We start from the raw sequence: 16,043 nt of genomic DNA on the forward strand, positions 1-16,043 counted from the left end.
CCCCGGAAGGGGCGCGGGGAACGGCGCGAGCAACCCAGGACGACCCGCAGTCGCGCACCGGGCGTCGGTCCCTCCCCGCCGGGCGCCGCCCTTCAACGGGGCGTCAGCCCAACTGGGCGACCGCCTCCAGCGCGATCTGCTCGAAGACCTTCTCGTCCGCGGCGAAGTCGGAGTCCGGGATGGGCCAGTGGATCACGATGTCCGTGAAGCCCAGCTCCAGATGGCGGCCCGCGAAGTCGACGAACGCGTCGAGGGACTCCAGCGGGCGTCCGCGGTCCGGGGTGAAGCCGGTGAGCAGGACCTTGTCGAGCTCGCGCACATCGCGCCCGACCGTCCCGCACGCCGCGGCCAGCTTCTCCAGCTGTCCCCGCAGGGCGTCCACCGACTGCTCGGGCGTGCCCGCCTCGAAGATCTTCGGGTCCCCGGTGGTCACCCACGCCTGTCCGTGCGCGGCGGCGAGCTTCAGCCCGCGCGGCCCGGTGGCGGCCACCGCGAAGGGCAGCCGGGGGCGCTGCACACAGCCGGGGATGTTGTACGCGTCACGGGCCGAGTAGAACGTGCCGTCGTACGACACGGTGTCCTCGGTGAGCAGCCGGTCGAGCAGCGGTACGAACTCACCGAAGCGGTCCGCGCGCTCGCGCGGCGTCCACGGCTCCTCGCCGGTGCGCAGCAGCGTCGTGGCGTCGAACCCGGAGCCGCCCGCGCCGATGCCCAGTGTGATCCGGCCACCGGAGATGTCGTCGAGGGAGATCAGTTCCTTGGCGAGGGCCACCGGGTGCCGGAAGTTCGGGGAGGTCACGAGCGTGCCGAGGCGCAGCCGGTCGGTGGCGCCCGCAGCGGCGGTCAGTGTCGGCACGGCGCCGTACCAGGGGCCTTCGCGGAACGTCCGCCACGCCAGGTGGTCGTAGGTGAAGGCGGTGTGGAACCCGAGCTGCTCGGCGCGCTGCCAGGTGGAACGTCCTCCCTCGTGCCAGCGGAGGTACGGCAGGATCACGGTGCTCAGGCGCAGACTCATGCCGCAGAGCCTAAGCGCAGCCGTGCGGCACACCGAAGCGGCCCGGCGCGGGCCACCCCGCTCAGCGGTCCCTCAGTGGGTGGCCGGAAACCGCAGGTAGCGCGGAGGCACGGCGGCCGTGAGCCAGACGCCGTTGGCACTGACCGTGAAGACATGCCCGTCGCGGCTCATGGCGCCGGCGTCCACGGAGAGCACGACGGGGCGGCCTCGGCGGGCTCCGACACGGGTCGCCGTCTCGCGGTCGGCCGAGAGGTGCACGTCGTGGCGGTTCATGGGCCGCAGCCCCTCGGCGCGGATCGCGTCCAGACTGCGGGCGACGGTGCCGTGGTAGAGGTACGCGGGCGGGGTCGCCGACGGCAGTCCCAGGTCGACCTCCACGGAGTGGCCCTGGCTGGCGCGGATCCGGGTGCCCTCGATCGCGAAGCGCTGCTTGTCGTTGGCGGCCACCACGTGGTCCAACTCGTCCCGGGTGAACGGGAAGCCGTGCGCCGCCGCCGCGGCCATCAGTGTGCCGATCTCGACCCAGCCGGCGTCGTCGAGCGTGAGCCCGATCCGCTCGGGCTGGTGCCGCAGATGCTTCGAGAGGTACTTCGACACCTTCACGGTGCGCTTCTCTTCCGCGGTGCGTCTCCCGCTCGCGGTGCGCCTCTCCTTCATGGGTCTCTCGTTCATCCCGCCAGAGTGCCTGGAGAGACACTGATCACGCATTTGATTTTGGCCCGGAGGTTTGATCCACAGCCAAATGCGTTATCCACAGCCCCAGTTGAGGAATCTGTGGACAACTCCCCGATATTTTATGATGGTTCGTCAACTTCAGCCGTTTGAGGGCGGTGTGCGGCGAGTGTGTCCAAGGCCCGTGCCCTGACCTCGCGTTCGGCGGCCAGAGTGATGAACTCGGCCGCGTGCTCCGCGCCGACAAGCCCTTCCACGGCGGTCATTGTCGCGACCGGGACCGCCACGGTACGCGTCTCTTCCGCCTCCGCCCGCGGTTTCTCCACACCGAGGTGCCGGCGCAGCTGCCGATGGGCGAACAGCTGCATGGCCCGCGCCAGTTCGGCGTCCACCGTCTGGCGTGCGAGCGGTCGCAGGCGGCGTACGAGCTCGGCCGCTTCCGTGGCGTCGGAGTCGTTCGGCGGGTGTTCGCCGAGATAGCGGGCGAAGACGTGCTCGGCCGTGAACTCCAGGAACCGCGAGGCGATGTGCTCCACCTGACCCCTCAACTCCCGCAGATGGCCGGAGATCGCGGACAGCGGAACGCCCGCCTCGTACAACTCGACGGCCACCGCCAGCTCTTGGGGGCTCGGTACGAGGAATGTGTCCTCCTGGCCCGGAATCTGTCCCGGGATCCGTTCGAGCACGCCCAGCTCGATCGCCTCGGCCACCGCCGCGTCGTCCGGGTGCCCGCCGAACCGTTCGTCGAGCTCGGCCCGCGAGATACGGACCGCCTCCTCGTCCGTCCACGGCCCGTCGACCTCGGCGACCAGACCGAGCACGCCACCCAGGCCGCGCCCCGCGTCCCAGGCCTCCAGGAGCTCCTTGATGGAGGCCAGGGTGTAGCCGCGGTCCAGCAGGTCCGCGATCTGCCGCAGCCGGGCCAGATGGGTGTCCGCGTAGAGGTTGGCGCGCCCGCGCCGCTCCGGGCGGGGGAGCAGCCCGCGGTCCTGATAGGCACGGATCGTCCGGACCGTGGCGCCACTGCGGTGCGCCAGGTCCTCGATGCGGTACGCGGCGCCGGCCGGCTCGTCGATCACAGTCCCTGCCCTTTCGGTTCCCTGCCCCCGAGCGCCCGTCGCTACGCGATCGCGGCCCTGCCGATCGCCCCCGCCGCCGCCCGCGCCGCGGGCGACGTCGCCAGATACTCGACCGCGCGGCGCATCGAGCCCTCCTGCGAAGGATGGTACGAGCGCCGCAGATAACGCGGTACGGCCGAGCCGAGCTCCTTCCACGTGGGCAGCAGCCCCTTGCGCACCGCCCGGTTGTGCGCCCCGAGCGAATAGCGCAGCCGGCCCGCCAGTCGGGGATCGTGGCGTATCAGATAGCCCGCGCCCCACGCCCACATGTACAGCATCACCGGCGCCGTGACCGCCATGCCCGCGACCCGGCGCGCATACCGGGGCAGCCCCTCGCCGGCGCAGTGCTGGTACATGTCGAAGGCGACCGCGCGGTGCTCGACCTCCTCCGCGCCGTGCCAGCGCAGCAGGTCGAGCATGACCTCGTCGCACCCCGCCTCGTCCAGTCCCTCGGCGGCCAGCACCCAGTCGCCGAGCACCGCGGTGAACTGCTCTATGGCCGCGACGACCGAGAGCCGGAGGAGCAGCCACTCCCGGGCCGGTATGCGGCCCAGCGGCGGAGTCTCGCCCAGGATCCTCCGGAAGAGGAACTCGACGTGCTTCGTGTACGCGTCCGTGTCCAGGCGCTGCGCCGCCAGATGGTCCAGCACGTACGAGTGCTGCACGCTGTGCGTCGCCTCCTGTCCCATGAACCCCTTGACGTCCTTGAGCAGTTCGGGATCGGTGACCAGCGGCAGGCCTTCCTTGAAGACCTTGACGAACCACCGCTCCCCCGCGGGCAGCAGCAGATGCAGCACATTGATGACGTGGGTGGCGGTCGGCTCGTCCGGTATCCAGTGGAGCGGGGTCCGCTCCCAGTCGAAGGAGACCCGGCGGGGTGTGATGGCGTGGTGCTCTGTCACAGCGGTGGCTCCATCCGTGCGATCGCGCGCAGTGCCCTGGGAGCGAAACGGGACATGAGACGGCCGCCGCGGGCCTCCGCCGTCACGGGTACCACGGCCTGGTTGCGGACGACGGCCCGAAGAACGGCCTCGGCGACCTTCTCCGGCGGGTAGTTGCGCAGCCCGTACAGCCGCGCGGACCTTTTTTGGCGCCGCTTCTCCTCGTCGGCGTCGACTCCGGTGAAGCGCGCGGTCGAGGTGATGGCGGTGTTGACGAATCCGGGGCAGATCGCCGAGACGCCGATGCCCTGGCCCGCCAGCTCGGCGCGCAGACACTCGCTGAGCATCAGCACCGCCGCCTTGGAGGTGCTGTAGGCGGGCAGTGCCCTCGACGGCAGATACGCGGCAGCCGACGCGGTGTTGACGATGTGGCCGCCCTGTCCGCGTTCCGCCATCTGTTTCCCGAAGAGCCGGCAGCCGTGGATCACCCCCCACAGATTGACGTCGAGGACCTTCCGCCAGTCGTCCACGGTGGTGTCGAGGAAGGAGCCGGACAGTCCGATCCCGGCGTTGTTCACCAGGACGTCGACCACCCCGTACTCGGCGGCGACCTTCGCGGCGAGCTGTTCCATGGCCTGCTCGTCCGAGACGTCGACCGTCTCGGCCCAGGCCTCCGGGGCGCCCACGAGCCGGGACAGCTCCGCGGTGCGCGCCGCGCTCTCCGCGTCCCGGTCGACGGCCACCACGCGCGCGCCGGCCTCGGCGAACGCGAAGGCGGTGGCCCGTCCGATGCCGCTGCCCGCACCGGTGACCAGGACTAGCTGACCGCCGAAGCGCTCGGCGTGCGGGCCGCTCACCGCGAGTGCCGGCCGTCCGCTCTCGGTCGAGGTCACGAACTCGGTGATCCAGGCCGCCACCTGGTCGGGCCGGGTGCGCGGGACCCAGTGCTTCGCCGGGAGGGTGCGGCGCACCAGTTGCGGTGCCCACTGCTCCAGTTCGTCGTAGAGCCGCTCCGAGAGGTAGGCGTCTCCCAGAGGCGTGATGAGCTGCACGGGCGCGTGGGCGTACGCGTCGCTGCGGGGCCTGCCCAGGCGGGGGCGGATGTTGTCGCGGTACAGCCATGCGCCGTTGGCCGCGTCCCTGGGCAGCGACGAGGTCGGGTAGTCGCCGGCGGGGACCTTCTCCAGGCGGCGCAGGATCTTCGGCCACTGCTTGCCGAGGGGGCCGCGCCAGGCCAGTTCGGGCAGGGCGGGGGTGTGCAGCAGGTACACGTACCAGGACTTGGCGCCCTGGCCGAGCAGTTGACCGACCTTGCGGGGTGTCGGGCGGGACATGCGCTTCTTGATCCAGTGCCCGAAGTGGTCGAGGGACGGACCGGACATCGACGTGAAGGACGCGATCCGTCCTTCCGTGCGTGTGACCGTGGTGAACTCCCAGGCCTGCACCGAACCCCAGTCGTGGCCGACCAGATGGACCGGACGGTCCGGGCTGACCGCGTCCACGACCGCCAGGAAGTCGTCCGTCAGTTTCTCCAGGGTGAACCCGCCGCGCAGGGGCGTGGGCGCGGTGGACCTGCCGTGGCCGCGCACGTCGTACAGCACGACATGGAAGCGCTCGGCCAGGCGCCCGGCGACCTCGGACCACACCTCCTTGGAGTCCGGGTAGCCGTGCACGAGCACCACCGTGGGCTGTGTCGCGGGATCGCCCCACTCGGCGACACACAGCTCGACTCCGCCCGTACGCACCCAGCGCTCGCGCGCGCCCGCGAGGGGCACTCCGCCCGCGAGGGGCACTCGTCCTTCGCCTAGGGTCACTTGTCCTCCGCCCAGCGCCGCACGTGCGGCAGATCGTCGTCCAGCCAGAACGCGCTCTGCTCGGGGTCCCGGGAATCGGTGACCACGAGGATCTCCTCGAACTTCGCGCCCGTGCCCCGGAATCCGAGGTGCGGTTCGACCGCCCACAGGCCGGGACGCGGCGGGTGGTCGGAGAAGCGGTACGGCGACCACAGGGGCGACCAGCCGTCGCGGTGGCCGTGGAGCGCGTCGCCCGCCAGACCTTTCAGCGACTGCGTGCCGAAGCCGAACAGGCGTGGTGACCAGCGCCGTTCCCGGACGCGGTCCACCTTGTGGGCGATCACTCCGAAGGGGTACGCCCGATGCCGGTTCGCGTAGCCCTGGCGGACCATGAGCCGGTCCACGTCCTCGTAGATCTCCCGCAGCGGGCGCCGCTCGCGCACCTCGCGCAGCAGCAGCTCGCGATGCGCCTCCAGGTCGGCGAGCAGCCGGTCCTGCACCGGATTCGGGCCCAGCGAGCCGGAGTAGCCGATGTCCGCGGTGCAGCCCCCGAGGATCGGGGCCATGTCGAGGATGAACGGCATCCCCGGCTCCAGGCGCTTGTTGGTGGGGAAGAACTGCAGGGGGATCCGGAAGCCCGTGAACGCCGTACGGTCCCCGAACCAGGCGAAGGGCAGATGGAACCAGTCCCGGACCCCGCGTTCCTGCAGCCACTCGCGCTGCATCCGCGCCGCCTCGCGCTCGGTCACACCGGGCTTCAGCCGCGCGGCCACCGCCTCGGCGCACGCGTACGCGAGCCGCTGCACCTGCCTGAACCCGCCGAGCTCCGCGGCGAGCGGGCCTGATGAGGCCCCTGGCGAGGCCACTGCTGAGGTCATGCCACCGTCCGTTCCAAGCCGACTGCCGTACGCGCCCGTAACTTGACACTGATGAATGTGACCATTGTTGGCGGCTGAGTCAAGGGGTGGGTGCGAGACCTGTGGAAAACCGTGTGGTTGTGGACAACCCGGCCGACCCGGGCGACCCGGGCACAGCGGCGGCCGTCGGTTGTTCGACCTGAGGGGGACCCTTACGGGCCCGTACGCCTGGAGAGTGACAGCGATACAGCTCCCAGGTCTGACGACTGATGTGGCCTGCGCCACTACCTTCGAAATGTGACTGTGATCGCGACCGAAAGCCTGAGCAAGCGGTTCCCCAGGGTGACCGCTCTTGACCGGCTCTCCGTGGACGTCGGACCCGGTGTGACCGGACTCGTCGGAGCCAACGGAGCCGGCAAGTCCACACTGATCAAGATCCTGCTGGGGCTGTCCCCCGCCACCGAGGGCCGCGCCGCGGTCCTCGGACTCGATGTCGCCACCAACGGCGGCGACATCCGGGAGCGCGTCGGATACATGCCCGAGCACGACTGTCTGCCGCCCGACGTCTCGGCCACCGAGTTCGTCGTCCACATGGCGCGCATGTCCGGCCTGCCCCCGGCGGCGGCCCGCGAGCGCACCGCGGACACGCTGCGCCACGTCGGCCTCTACGAGGAGCGGTACCGCCCCATCGGCGGCTACTCGACGGGCATGAAGCAGCGCGTGAAACTCGCGCAGGCGCTGGTCCACGACCCGCAGCTGGTCTTCCTCGACGAGCCGACGGACGGCCTCGACCCGGTCGGCCGCGACGAGATGCTCGGCCTCATCCGCCGCATCCACACCGACTTCGGCATCTCCGTCCTGGTCACCTCGCACCTGCTCGGCGAGCTGGAACGCACCTGCGACCACGTCGTCGTCATCGACGGCGGCAAGCTCCTGCGGTCCAGCTCCACCACGGACTTCACGCAGCGCACGGCGATCCTCGCGGTCGAGGTCACCGACACGGACGAACACCCGGACGGCACCGGCGCACTGCGCGACGTGCTCCACGCGCGCGGGGTGGAGACCCACGACGGCAGCGGACTGCCCGGCGCGGGCCACATCCTCCTGCTCACCGCGCAGGGCGAGGAGACGTACGACCTCGTCCGGGACGTCGTCGCCGACCTGGGCCTCGGTCTGGTGCGCATGGAGCAGCGCAGGCACCACATCGCGGAGGTCTTCAAGGACAGCGACGAGCAGGCAGCCAGGGACGCAGAAGCACGGTCGGCCCTGAAGGACGGCGACGAACAGCGGAAGGAGGCGGTCGGCCATGGCGGTTGAGCAGCCCCAGGCACAGGTCCCGGCTCCGGCGCGCGGCGGCGAGCAGACCCGGATCCACAACATCGGCTACCGCAACTACGACGGCCCCCGCCTGGGCCGCGCGTACGCCCGCCGCTCGCTCTACTCGATGTCCCTGCGCGGCTCGTACGGCCTCGGCCGCTCGGTGAAGTCCAAAGTGCTGCCGATGCTGCTCTTCGTGGTGATGTGCGTCCCCGCACTGATCATGGTCGCGGTCGCCGTCGCCACCAAGGCGAAGGACCTGCCCGTCGACTACACGCGCTACGCGATCATCATGCAGGCCGTCATCGGTCTGTACGTCGCCTCCCAGGGACCGCAGTCCGTCTCCCGCGACCTGCGCTTCAAGACCGTCCCGCTGTACTTCTCACGTCCCATCGAGACCGCCGACTACGTACGTGCCAAGTACGCGGCGCTGGCCTCGGCGCTCTTCATGCTCACCGCCGCACCGCTGCTCGTGCTGTACGTGGGAGCGCTGCTCGCCAAACTGGACTTCTGGGACCAGACCAAGGGTTTCGGACAAGGGCTCGTCTCCGTGGCACTGCTTTCCCTGCTCTTCGCCGGCATCGGCCTGGTCATCTCGGCCGTCACCCCGCGCCGCGGCTTCGGTATCGCCGCCGTCATCGCCGTGCTGACCATCTCCTACGGAGCGGTGTCCACCGTCCAGGCCATCGCCTACAACCAGTCCAGCACCGACGCGGTCTCCTGGCTCGGGCTCTTCTCGCCCATCACGCTGATCGACGGGGTGCAGACCGCCTTCCTGGGCGCCACCTCCGCCTTCCCCGGCGGCGAGGGCCCGTCGAGCGGAGAAGGCGTCGTCTTCCTGCTCGTCGTCCTGGGACTGGTCGCGGGCTGCTACGGCCTGCTGATGCGCCGCTACCGAAAGGTCGGACTGTGACCGCCCGCCCGTCGTCCGCCACCACCCTTCCAAGGAACGGGCCGCGCCCATGAGCACCCTCACCATCGACCACGTCTCGCGCTGGTTCGGCAACGTGGTGGCCGTCAACGACATCACCATGACCATCGGTCCCGGAGTCACCGGCCTGCTCGGCCCGAACGGCGCCGGAAAGTCCACCCTCATCAACATGATGGGCGGCTTCCTGGCCCCCTCCACCGGCTCCGTCACCCTCGACGGCCGGCCGACCTGGCGCAACGAGGAGATCTACCAGCAGATCGGCATCGTCCCCGAGCGCGAGGCGATGTACGACTTCCTCACGGGCCGTGAGTTCGTCGTCGCCAACGCCGAGTTGCACGGCCTCGGCGACAAGGCCGCGCACCGGGCCCTCGCCACGGTCGAGATGGAGTACGCGCAGGACCGGAAGATCTCGACGTACTCCAAGGGCATGCGCCAGCGCGTGAAGATGGCCTCCGCGCTCGTCCACAACCCCTCGCTGCTGCTGCTCGACGAGCCCTTCAACGGCATGGACCCGCGCCAGCGCATGCAGCTGATGGAACTGCTGCGGCGGATGGGCGACGAGGGCCGCACGGTCCTCTTCTCGTCGCACATCCTGGAGGAGGTCGAGCAGCTCGCCTCGCACATCGAGGTGATCGTCGCCGGACGGCACGCGGCCAGCGGCGACTTCCGCCGGATCCGCCGCCTGATGACCGACCGTCCGCACCGCTATCTGGTCCGCTCCAGCGACGACCGCGCACTCGCGGCGGCGCTCATCGCCGACCCGTCGACGTCCGGCATCGAGGTGGACCTCCAGGAGGGCGCCCTGCGCATCCAGGCCGTCGACTTCCCGCGCTTCACGGCACTTCTGCCGCGAGTGGCCCGCGACCACGGCATCCGACTGCTCACGGTCTCGCCGTCCGACGAGTCCCTCGAGTCCGTCTTCTCGTATCTCGTCGCGGCGTAGGAGGCCGAAAGATGTACGACCCCACAGTCGCCCGGCTCACCTACCGCGGCCTCCTCGGCCGCCGCCGGGCCCTCATCCTGGGCGCCCTGCCCGTCCTGCTGATCGTCATCTCCGCGGCCGTACGCGGCTTCACGGGCGCCGACGACCAGGTGGCCGCGGACGTCCTCGGCGGCTTCGCGCTCGCCACGATGGTGCCCATCATCGGCGTCATCGCGGGCACCGGCGCGATCGGCCCCGAGATCGACGACGGCTCGGTCGTCTACCTGCTCGCCAAGCCGGTCAAGCGCCCCACGATCATCTTCACCAAGCTGATCGTCGCCGTCGCCGTCACCATGGTGTTCTCGGCGGTCCCGACGTTCCTCGCGGGGCTGATCCTCAACGGCAACGGCCAGCAGGTCGCCGTCGCCTACACCGTGGCCGCGCTGGTCGCCTCGATCGCGTACGCCGCGCTCTTCCTGCTGCTCGGCACCATCACGCGGCACGCGGTGGTCTTCGGGCTCGTCTACGCCCTCGTGTGGGAGGCACTCTTCGGGACGCTGGTCTCCGGGGCGAAGACGCTCAGTGTCCAGCAGTGGTCGCTCGCGGTGGCCCACAAGGTGTCCGGCGGCGATCTCGTCACCTCGGACGTGGGTCTCACCACCGGCACGGTGCTGCTGGTCGTGGTGACCGTCGCCGCCACCTGGTTCGCGGGACAGAAACTGCGGACGCTGACGCTGGCCGGCGAGGAGTAGGCCTTCCGGGGCCCCGTGAAGCGGGGTCTTCGGGTGGCCGATGCGGCTCCACGCGCGCGTGGAGCCGCATCTGTCTTCGATCTTGCGGTGATTTTTGATCTTGAAGTGGGTTTTACGCCGGTGACGGCACACTGGCCCGAGGGGATGCGACGAGGAGGAACGGGGATGACGGCACAGGCACCACGCGGCGACGGACACGGCGACGGACGCGGTGACGGACAGCGCCCCGGCGAGGGCCAGGGGGAGGCCGCCGGGGAGGTCTGGGACGAACTCGTCCTGGACGAGGACTTCATACGGTCCGCCGATACGGAGGAGCCGTCCGCGCGCGCCCGTATGCTCGCGGCCCGCTGGCGCGAGGGCGGCCCCGATCCACAGCCCTGGCGCTCCGACGAGCCGCCCGCGGGCTGGTTCTTCAGCAAGGCGCGGCGGCGCAGATGGCGACGCGGCTGATCCGCCCGCCCGCCCGCCGTGCGCCGGACGCCCTTTTAATCAGTGGCGTCCGACTCGTCCCACGGGCACAGTGGTCATGTCCAGGCCGCCGGGTTCCTCCGGCGCCGCAGTCCGGGTGAGGAGCACGACGATGCCCGTCAGTGGCAGTTCGTCGGACTCCCGAGAGGGCAGCGTGCGGGCTCCGGAGTAGTCAGCTCCGTCGAGTCCGCCCCGTACGGGAGCTGCCCGGGGCGGCCGCTTCGAGCGCGTACCTCCGCGCGGGCCGCCCTCCCCGGGCGGGGCTTCAAGGGCGCCGCGGAGCGGCTAGCCCAGCAGCCTCTCCAGCACCACCGCGATGCCGTCCTCGTCGTTCGACAGGGTCATCTCGTCGGCCACGGCCTTGAGTTCGGTGTGGGCGTTGGCCATCGCCACGCCGTGCGCCGACCACGCGAACATCGGTATGTCGTTCGGCATGTCGCCGAAGGCGATCGTGTCGGCGGCCTTCACACCCAGGCGGCGGGCCGCCAGGGACAGCCCCGTGGCCTTGGACAGGCCCAGGGGCAGGATCTCCACGATGCCCTCGCCCGCCATCACGATGTTCACCAGGGAGCCCGCCGCAGCCCGCGCCGCGGACGTCAGCTCGTCGTCGGTGAGACGCGGATGCTGGATGTACATCTTGGTCAGGGGCGCGGCCCACAGCTCGGCCACGTCGGTGAACGGGACGGACTTCAGCAGGCCCTGCACCCGGTAACCGGGGCCGACCAGGACGTCACCGTCGAGTCCGTCGCGGCTCGCGGCGAGGGCCAGCGGGCCGACCTCCGCCTCGATCTTGGCGAGCGCGAGCCCCGCCAGCTGCCGGTCGAGGGTCACCGACGTGAGCAGCCGGTGCGCCCCGGCGTCGTACAGCTGGGCGCCCTGGCCGCACACCGCGAGGCCCTCGTACCCGAGGTCGTCGAGGATGTGCCGGGTCCAGGGCACGGCCCGGCCGGTGACGACGAGGTGCGCGGCACCCGCCGCGGTGGCCGCGGCGAGTGCCTCACGGGTGCGCTCCGAGACCGTGTCGTCGGAGCGCAGCAACGTTCCGTCGAGATCGGTCGCGACGAGCTTGTACGGGAACGCCCCGGACGCCTCTGACACTTCGGAAGCCCCGGTGGACTCGGTGGTGCCGGTCACTTGGAGATCGGCTCCAGCAGTTCACGGCCGCCCAGGTACGGACGCAGCACCTCGGGCACCCGTACGGAACCGTCGGCCAGCTGGTGGTTCTCCAGGATCGCCACGATCGTGCGCGGAACGGCGCACAGCGTGCCGTTCAGTGTCGAGAGCGGCTGCACCTTCTTGCCGTCCCGCATGCGCACCGACAGCCGGCGGGCCTGGAAGCCGTCGCAGTTCGAGGCCGAGGTCAGCTCGCGGTACTTGCCCTGGGTCGGGATCCACGCCTCGCAGTCGAACTTGCGCGAGGCGGACGAACCCAGGTCGCCCGAGGCCACGTCGATGACCTGGAAGGGCAGCCCGAGGCCTGTCAGCCACTGCTTCTCCCAGTCGAGGAGCCGCTGGTGCTCGTTCTCCGCGTCCGCCGGATCGACGTACGAGAACATCTCGACCTTGTCGAACTGGTGCACGCGGAAGATGCCCCGGGTGTCCTTGCCGTACGTGCCGGCCTCGCGGCGGAAGCACGGCGAGAAGCCCGCGTAGCGCAGCGGCAGCTTGTCCGCGTCGAGGATCTCGTCCATGTGGTACGCCGCGAGCGGGACCTCGGAGGTGCCGACCAGGTAGAAGTCGTCCTTCTCCAGGTGGTACACGTTCTCCGCGGCCTGGCCGAGGAAGCCGGTGCCCTCCATGGCGCGCGGGCGGACCAGCGCCGGGGTCAGCATCGGGATGAAGCCGGCCTCCGTGGCCTGCGCGATCGCCGCGTTGACGAGGGCCAGCTCCAGGAGCGCGCCGACGCCCGTCAGGTAGTAGAAGCGCGAGCCGGACACCTTGGCGCCGCGCTCGACGTCGATGGCGCCCAGCGCCTCACCGAGCTCCAGGTGGTCCTTGGGCTCGAAGCCCTCGGCGCCGAAGTCGCGGATCGTGCCGTGCGTCTCCAGGACGACGAAGTCCTCCTCGCCGCCGACCGGGACGTCGGGGTGCACGAGGTTGCCGAGCTGCTGCAGGAGCCGCTTGGTCTCGTCGTCCGCCTCGTGCTGCTCGGCGTCGGCCGCCTTGACGTCGGCCGCGAGCCGGCCGGTCCTCTGGAGCAGCTCGGCCTTCTCGTCGCCCGAGGCCTTGGGGATGAGCTTGCCGAGCGCCTTCTGCTCGGAGCGCAGCTCGTCGAAGCGGACGCCGGACGACCTGCGCCGCTCGTCGGCGGAGAGCAGGGAGTCGACGAGCGCGACATCCTCTCCACGGGCGCGCTGGGAGGCGCGAACACGGTCGGGGTCCTCACGAAGCAGGCGAAGGTCAATCACCCCACAAGGTTACCGGTGCCGGGTTCCGGGGCACGACCCGGTATTCCGATCTGTCGCTTCTGTCACGCTTTGCGCGAATTATGGATTCGATCGAATTGTGCCGATCCGCGCCGGATCCGCGTCAATCGAAAAGGGCCCGGCTCCCTGGAACGGGGCAGGGTGGGTGCTGCGTGTTGACCCGATTCCCTTGCGGCGCAAGGGACTTGGCACAGGGGTTGTCCACAGGAATCCACACCTTCGAAAAGTTATCCACAGGCTGTGCGAAAGATCTGTGGACATCGGAAGTGATCGTTCCGAAAGCCGCATCCGGGACGGGGAATTCCCGAGCCAAACCCTCTCTACACCCACGTTCGGGTGGAAATGGTTCCCTCTAAGGGATTGGTCAGGGAAAACAGGTGGACGAAGGGTGACCTGCGGGGCTGTGGAAGCAGTTGTGGGTTGTAGGCCGATTTGTCGACTGTGTCGCACTTCGTTGTCGACTTGTCCCCAGGTCGAGAAGCGCGCCTGTGGATAACTTCTGTGGATGAAGAAGATCTGCAGGTAGGACCAGCAGGCAGGGCAGGCAGGCAGGGCGGTCGGGCCGGACGGGCAGGTCCGGTCAGAAGCGGCCGTCCTGGCAGCGCGCCAGCCAGTCCGAGGCCGCCGCGAACTCGCCGTCCGAGGTCCCCGCCCGCGGTGCGCGTACGTCCTTCGGATCGACGTCGGCCTGCGGATAGGACCCGATGAACCGCACCTTCGGGCAGACCCTCTTGAGCCCCATCAGCGCCTCGGCCACCCGCCGGTCCGCGATGTGCCCCTCCGCGTCGATGGCGAAGCAGTAGTTGCCGATGCCCTCGCCCGTCGGCCGGGACTGCAGCAGCATCAGGTTGACGCCACGGACCGCGAACTCCTGGAGCAGTTCGAGCAGCGCGCCGGGATGGTCGTCGCGCTGCCAGATCACCACGGACGTCTTGTCCGCACCGGTCGGCGCCGCGGGCCGGGCGGGCCGGCCCACCAGGACGAACCGGGTCTGCGCGTTCTCCGCGTCGTGGATCTCGGTCTCCAGGGCCTCCAGGCCGTACCGCGCCGCCGCGAACTCGCCCGCGAAGGCCGCGTCGTAACGCCCCTCCTGCACCAGCCGGGCACCGTCCGCGTTGGAGGCCGCCGACTCCCAGACGACGTCCGGGAGGTTGTCCCTCATCCAGTTGCGCACCTGCGGCTGGGCGGCCGGGTGCGCGCTGACCGTCTTGATGTCGGACAGCTTCGTGCCGGGGCGGACCAGCAGCGCGAAGGTGATCGAGAGGAGCACCTCGCGGTAGATCATCAGCGGCTCGCCGACGGCCAGCTGGTCGATCGTCGTGGTGATGCCGCCCTCCACCGAGTTCTCGATCGGCACGAACGCGGCCTCGACCTCACCGGCCCGGACGGCGTCGAGCGCTGCCGGAACGGACACCATCGGGACGAGCTGCCGGGTGGCCGACTCCGGAAGAGTCCGCAGGGCGACTTCGGTGAAGGTGCCCTCGGGGCCGAGATACGCGTAGCTGGCTGGCATGGCCTCACCCTAATGGGCCTTGCGGAACTGGGCTCACGCTTCCGGAACCACGCCCCATCAAGTGGATCTCAGCCCTCCAGCAACTTCTGTCCCACGTACTCCCCCTCCGCCGCCCCGCCGGGCACCGCGAACAGTCCGCTCGACTCGTGCCGGATGAAGGTGGACAGCGCGTCGCCGCGATCGAGCTTGCGCTGCACCGGTACGAAGCCGCGCAACGGATCGGCCTGCCAGCAGACGAAGAGCAGCCCCGCGTCCGGCACACCGTCCGCGTCGATGCCGTCGTGGAAGGAGAAGGGCCGGCGGAGCATCGCCGCGCCGCCGTTCTCGTCGGGCCGGGTGATCCGGGCGTGCGCGTTGATGGGGACCAGCAGCTTGCCGTCGCCGCCGGTCCTCTCCAGATCCATCGCGGTCGTCTCGGTGCCGCCGGTGCCGCTGGACAGTGGCGCCCCGTCGGACTTCCGGCGCCCGATCACGTCCTCCTGGTCCGTGAGCGAAAGCTTCTCCCAGTCGTCGAGGAGCATCCGGATACGGCGTACGACGGCGTAGGAACCGCCCGCCATCCACGCCGGGTCGCTCGCGTCGGGCACGAAGATCCGCCGGTCGAAGTCGGACTCCGAGGGCTTGGGATTACGGGTGCCGTCGATCTGCCCCATCAGATTGCGGGCCGTCAACGGGCGGGTGGTGGCGCCGGGCGAGCGGTTGAAGCCGTTCATCTGCCAGCGCACCTTGGCCGCCCGGCCCGCGTCCTGCTGGATCGCGCGCAGGGCGTGGAAGGCGACGAGGGAGTCGTTCGCGCCGATCTGGACCCACAGGTCGCCGTTGCTGCGGGCCTTGTCGAGATGGTCCGACGAGAAGTCCGGCAGGGGGTCGAGGGCGATCGGGCGCTGCTTCTCCAGCCCCGTACGGGCGAAGAAGCTGTGGCCGAAGCCGAAGGTGACCGTGAGGGAGGACGGTCCGGCGTCGCGTGCCACGTCCGTGTCGTCGTTCGCGGACGCCTCGCCCGCCATCAACCGCTCGGCGGTCGTCGACCAGCGCCGCAGCAGGGCCGCCGCCTCTTTGCGGCCCGCGCCCGCCGCCAGGTCGAAGGCGACGAGATGGCCCTTGGCCTGCAGGGCGTTCGTGATGCCCGGCTGATGTTTCCCGTGAAACATCGCCTTGTCCGCGCCCACCGAGTTGAGGAGCGCGGTCCGGTCGGCGGCGGGCGCGGCGGCGTAACCGGCCGCTCCGCCCGCCGCACCCAGCGCGAGGCCCGTGGCACCGGCGGTGCCGAGCAGGCGCCGCCGCGAGACGACACCCCTGGAGGGGGTCTTCGGAGCAGCGGTTTTCGGAACAGGGGTTTTCGGAACATAGGTCTTGGGAGTGGACTGTTCAGCCATGG

The 16,043-nt window shown here is 70.3% G+C and carries 15 protein-coding genes; 5 read left to right on the top strand and 10 right to left on the bottom strand.

Going from position 1 to position 16,043, the window contains the following annotated elements; genetic code table 11:
• Positions 1 to 103 precede the first annotated feature (103 nt).
• From ACFVH5_RS03230 to ACFVH5_RS03255, 6 genes are all read right to left on the bottom strand, one after another.
• Complete coding sequence (locus tag ACFVH5_RS03230) at positions 104 to 1,015, bottom strand: LLM class flavin-dependent oxidoreductase (protein ID WP_385831637.1); 912 nt, start codon at positions 1,013 to 1,015, stop codon at positions 104 to 106.
• A 72-nt stretch (positions 1,016 to 1,087) separates the two neighbouring features.
• Positions 1,088 to 1,687 carry an RNA 2'-phosphotransferase gene (locus tag ACFVH5_RS03235; RefSeq protein WP_385831639.1) on the bottom strand — a complete coding sequence of 200 codons (600 nt, stop codon included), beginning with the start codon at positions 1,685 to 1,687 and terminating at the stop codon, positions 1,088 to 1,090.
• 122 nt (positions 1,688 to 1,809) lie between these two features.
• Positions 1,810 to 2,766 carry a MerR family transcriptional regulator gene (locus ACFVH5_RS03240; protein ID WP_385831641.1) on the bottom strand — a complete coding sequence of 319 codons (957 nt, stop codon included), beginning with the start codon at positions 2,764 to 2,766 and terminating at the stop codon, positions 1,810 to 1,812.
• Positions 2,767 to 2,807: 41 nt separating this feature from the next.
• Positions 2,808 to 3,707 carry a metal-dependent hydrolase gene (locus ACFVH5_RS03245; RefSeq protein ID WP_385831643.1) on the bottom strand — a complete coding sequence of 300 codons (900 nt, stop codon included), beginning with the start codon at positions 3,705 to 3,707 and terminating at the stop codon, positions 2,808 to 2,810.
• On the bottom strand, positions 3,704 to 5,461 hold the full coding sequence (locus tag ACFVH5_RS03250; RefSeq protein WP_385831830.1) for an SDR family oxidoreductase: 1,758 nt from the start codon (positions 5,459 to 5,461) through the stop codon (positions 3,704 to 3,706). Before ACFVH5_RS03250 ends, ACFVH5_RS03245 begins: the two co-directional genes overlap by 4 nt.
• Positions 5,462 to 5,496: 35 nt before the next feature.
• Entirely contained in the window at positions 5,497 to 6,357 is an 861-nt protein-coding gene (locus ACFVH5_RS03255; RefSeq protein WP_385831645.1) for a M24 family metallopeptidase, read from the bottom strand.
• 282 nt (positions 6,358 to 6,639) lie between these two features.
• Between ACFVH5_RS03255 and ACFVH5_RS03260 the strand changes: the two genes are divergently transcribed.
• From ACFVH5_RS03260 to ACFVH5_RS03280, 5 genes are all read left to right on the top strand, one after another.
• Positions 6,640 to 7,653, top strand: coding sequence for an ABC transporter ATP-binding protein (locus tag ACFVH5_RS03260; RefSeq protein WP_385831832.1), 1,014 nt, complete (start codon positions 6,640 to 6,642; stop codon positions 7,651 to 7,653).
• Entirely contained in the window at positions 7,643 to 8,566 is a 924-nt protein-coding gene (locus tag ACFVH5_RS03265; RefSeq protein ID WP_384807746.1) for an ABC transporter permease, read from the top strand. Before ACFVH5_RS03260 ends, ACFVH5_RS03265 begins: the two co-directional genes overlap by 11 nt.
• Positions 8,567 to 8,615: 49 nt before the next feature.
• Positions 8,616 to 9,527, top strand: a complete 912-nt coding sequence (locus tag ACFVH5_RS03270; protein WP_385831647.1) for an ABC transporter ATP-binding protein — start codon at positions 8,616 to 8,618, stop codon at positions 9,525 to 9,527.
• 11 nt (positions 9,528 to 9,538) lie between these two features.
• Complete coding sequence (locus ACFVH5_RS03275) at positions 9,539 to 10,258, top strand: ABC transporter permease (protein ID WP_384807744.1); 720 nt, start codon at positions 9,539 to 9,541, stop codon at positions 10,256 to 10,258.
• 165 nt (positions 10,259 to 10,423) lie between these two features.
• Positions 10,424 to 10,708, top strand: coding sequence for a hypothetical protein (locus ACFVH5_RS03280; protein ID WP_385831649.1), 285 nt, complete (start codon positions 10,424 to 10,426; stop codon positions 10,706 to 10,708).
• Between the two features lie 303 nt (positions 10,709 to 11,011).
• Here ACFVH5_RS03280 and ACFVH5_RS03285 read toward each other — a convergent pair whose 3' ends face one another.
• From ACFVH5_RS03285 to efeB, 4 genes are all read right to left on the bottom strand, one after another.
• A complete protein-coding gene (locus ACFVH5_RS03285; RefSeq protein ID WP_385831651.1) occupies positions 11,012 to 11,860 on the bottom strand; it encodes an HAD family hydrolase in 849 nt (282 codons plus the stop codon).
• Complete coding sequence (serS, locus tag ACFVH5_RS03290) at positions 11,857 to 13,134, bottom strand: serine--tRNA ligase (protein WP_384807739.1); 1,278 nt, start codon at positions 13,132 to 13,134, stop codon at positions 11,857 to 11,859. The genes ACFVH5_RS03285 and serS overlap by 4 nt, the downstream gene beginning before the upstream one ends.
• A 598-nt stretch (positions 13,135 to 13,732) precedes the next feature.
• Positions 13,733 to 14,665 carry a prephenate dehydratase gene (gene pheA, locus ACFVH5_RS03295; RefSeq protein ID WP_384807737.1) on the bottom strand — a complete coding sequence of 311 codons (933 nt, stop codon included), beginning with the start codon at positions 14,663 to 14,665 and terminating at the stop codon, positions 13,733 to 13,735.
• A gap of 68 nt (positions 14,666 to 14,733) precedes the next feature.
• Positions 14,734 to 16,041 carry an iron uptake transporter deferrochelatase/peroxidase subunit gene (efeB, locus tag ACFVH5_RS03300; protein ID WP_385831653.1) on the bottom strand — a complete coding sequence of 436 codons (1,308 nt, stop codon included), beginning with the start codon at positions 16,039 to 16,041 and terminating at the stop codon, positions 14,734 to 14,736.
• Positions 16,042 to 16,043: the final 2 nt, after the last annotated feature.

This window comes from Streptomyces sp. NPDC127119 (genome assembly GCF_042677425.1).
In the GTDB taxonomy this organism is placed as follows: domain Bacteria; phylum Actinomycetota; class Actinomycetes; order Streptomycetales; family Streptomycetaceae; genus Streptomyces.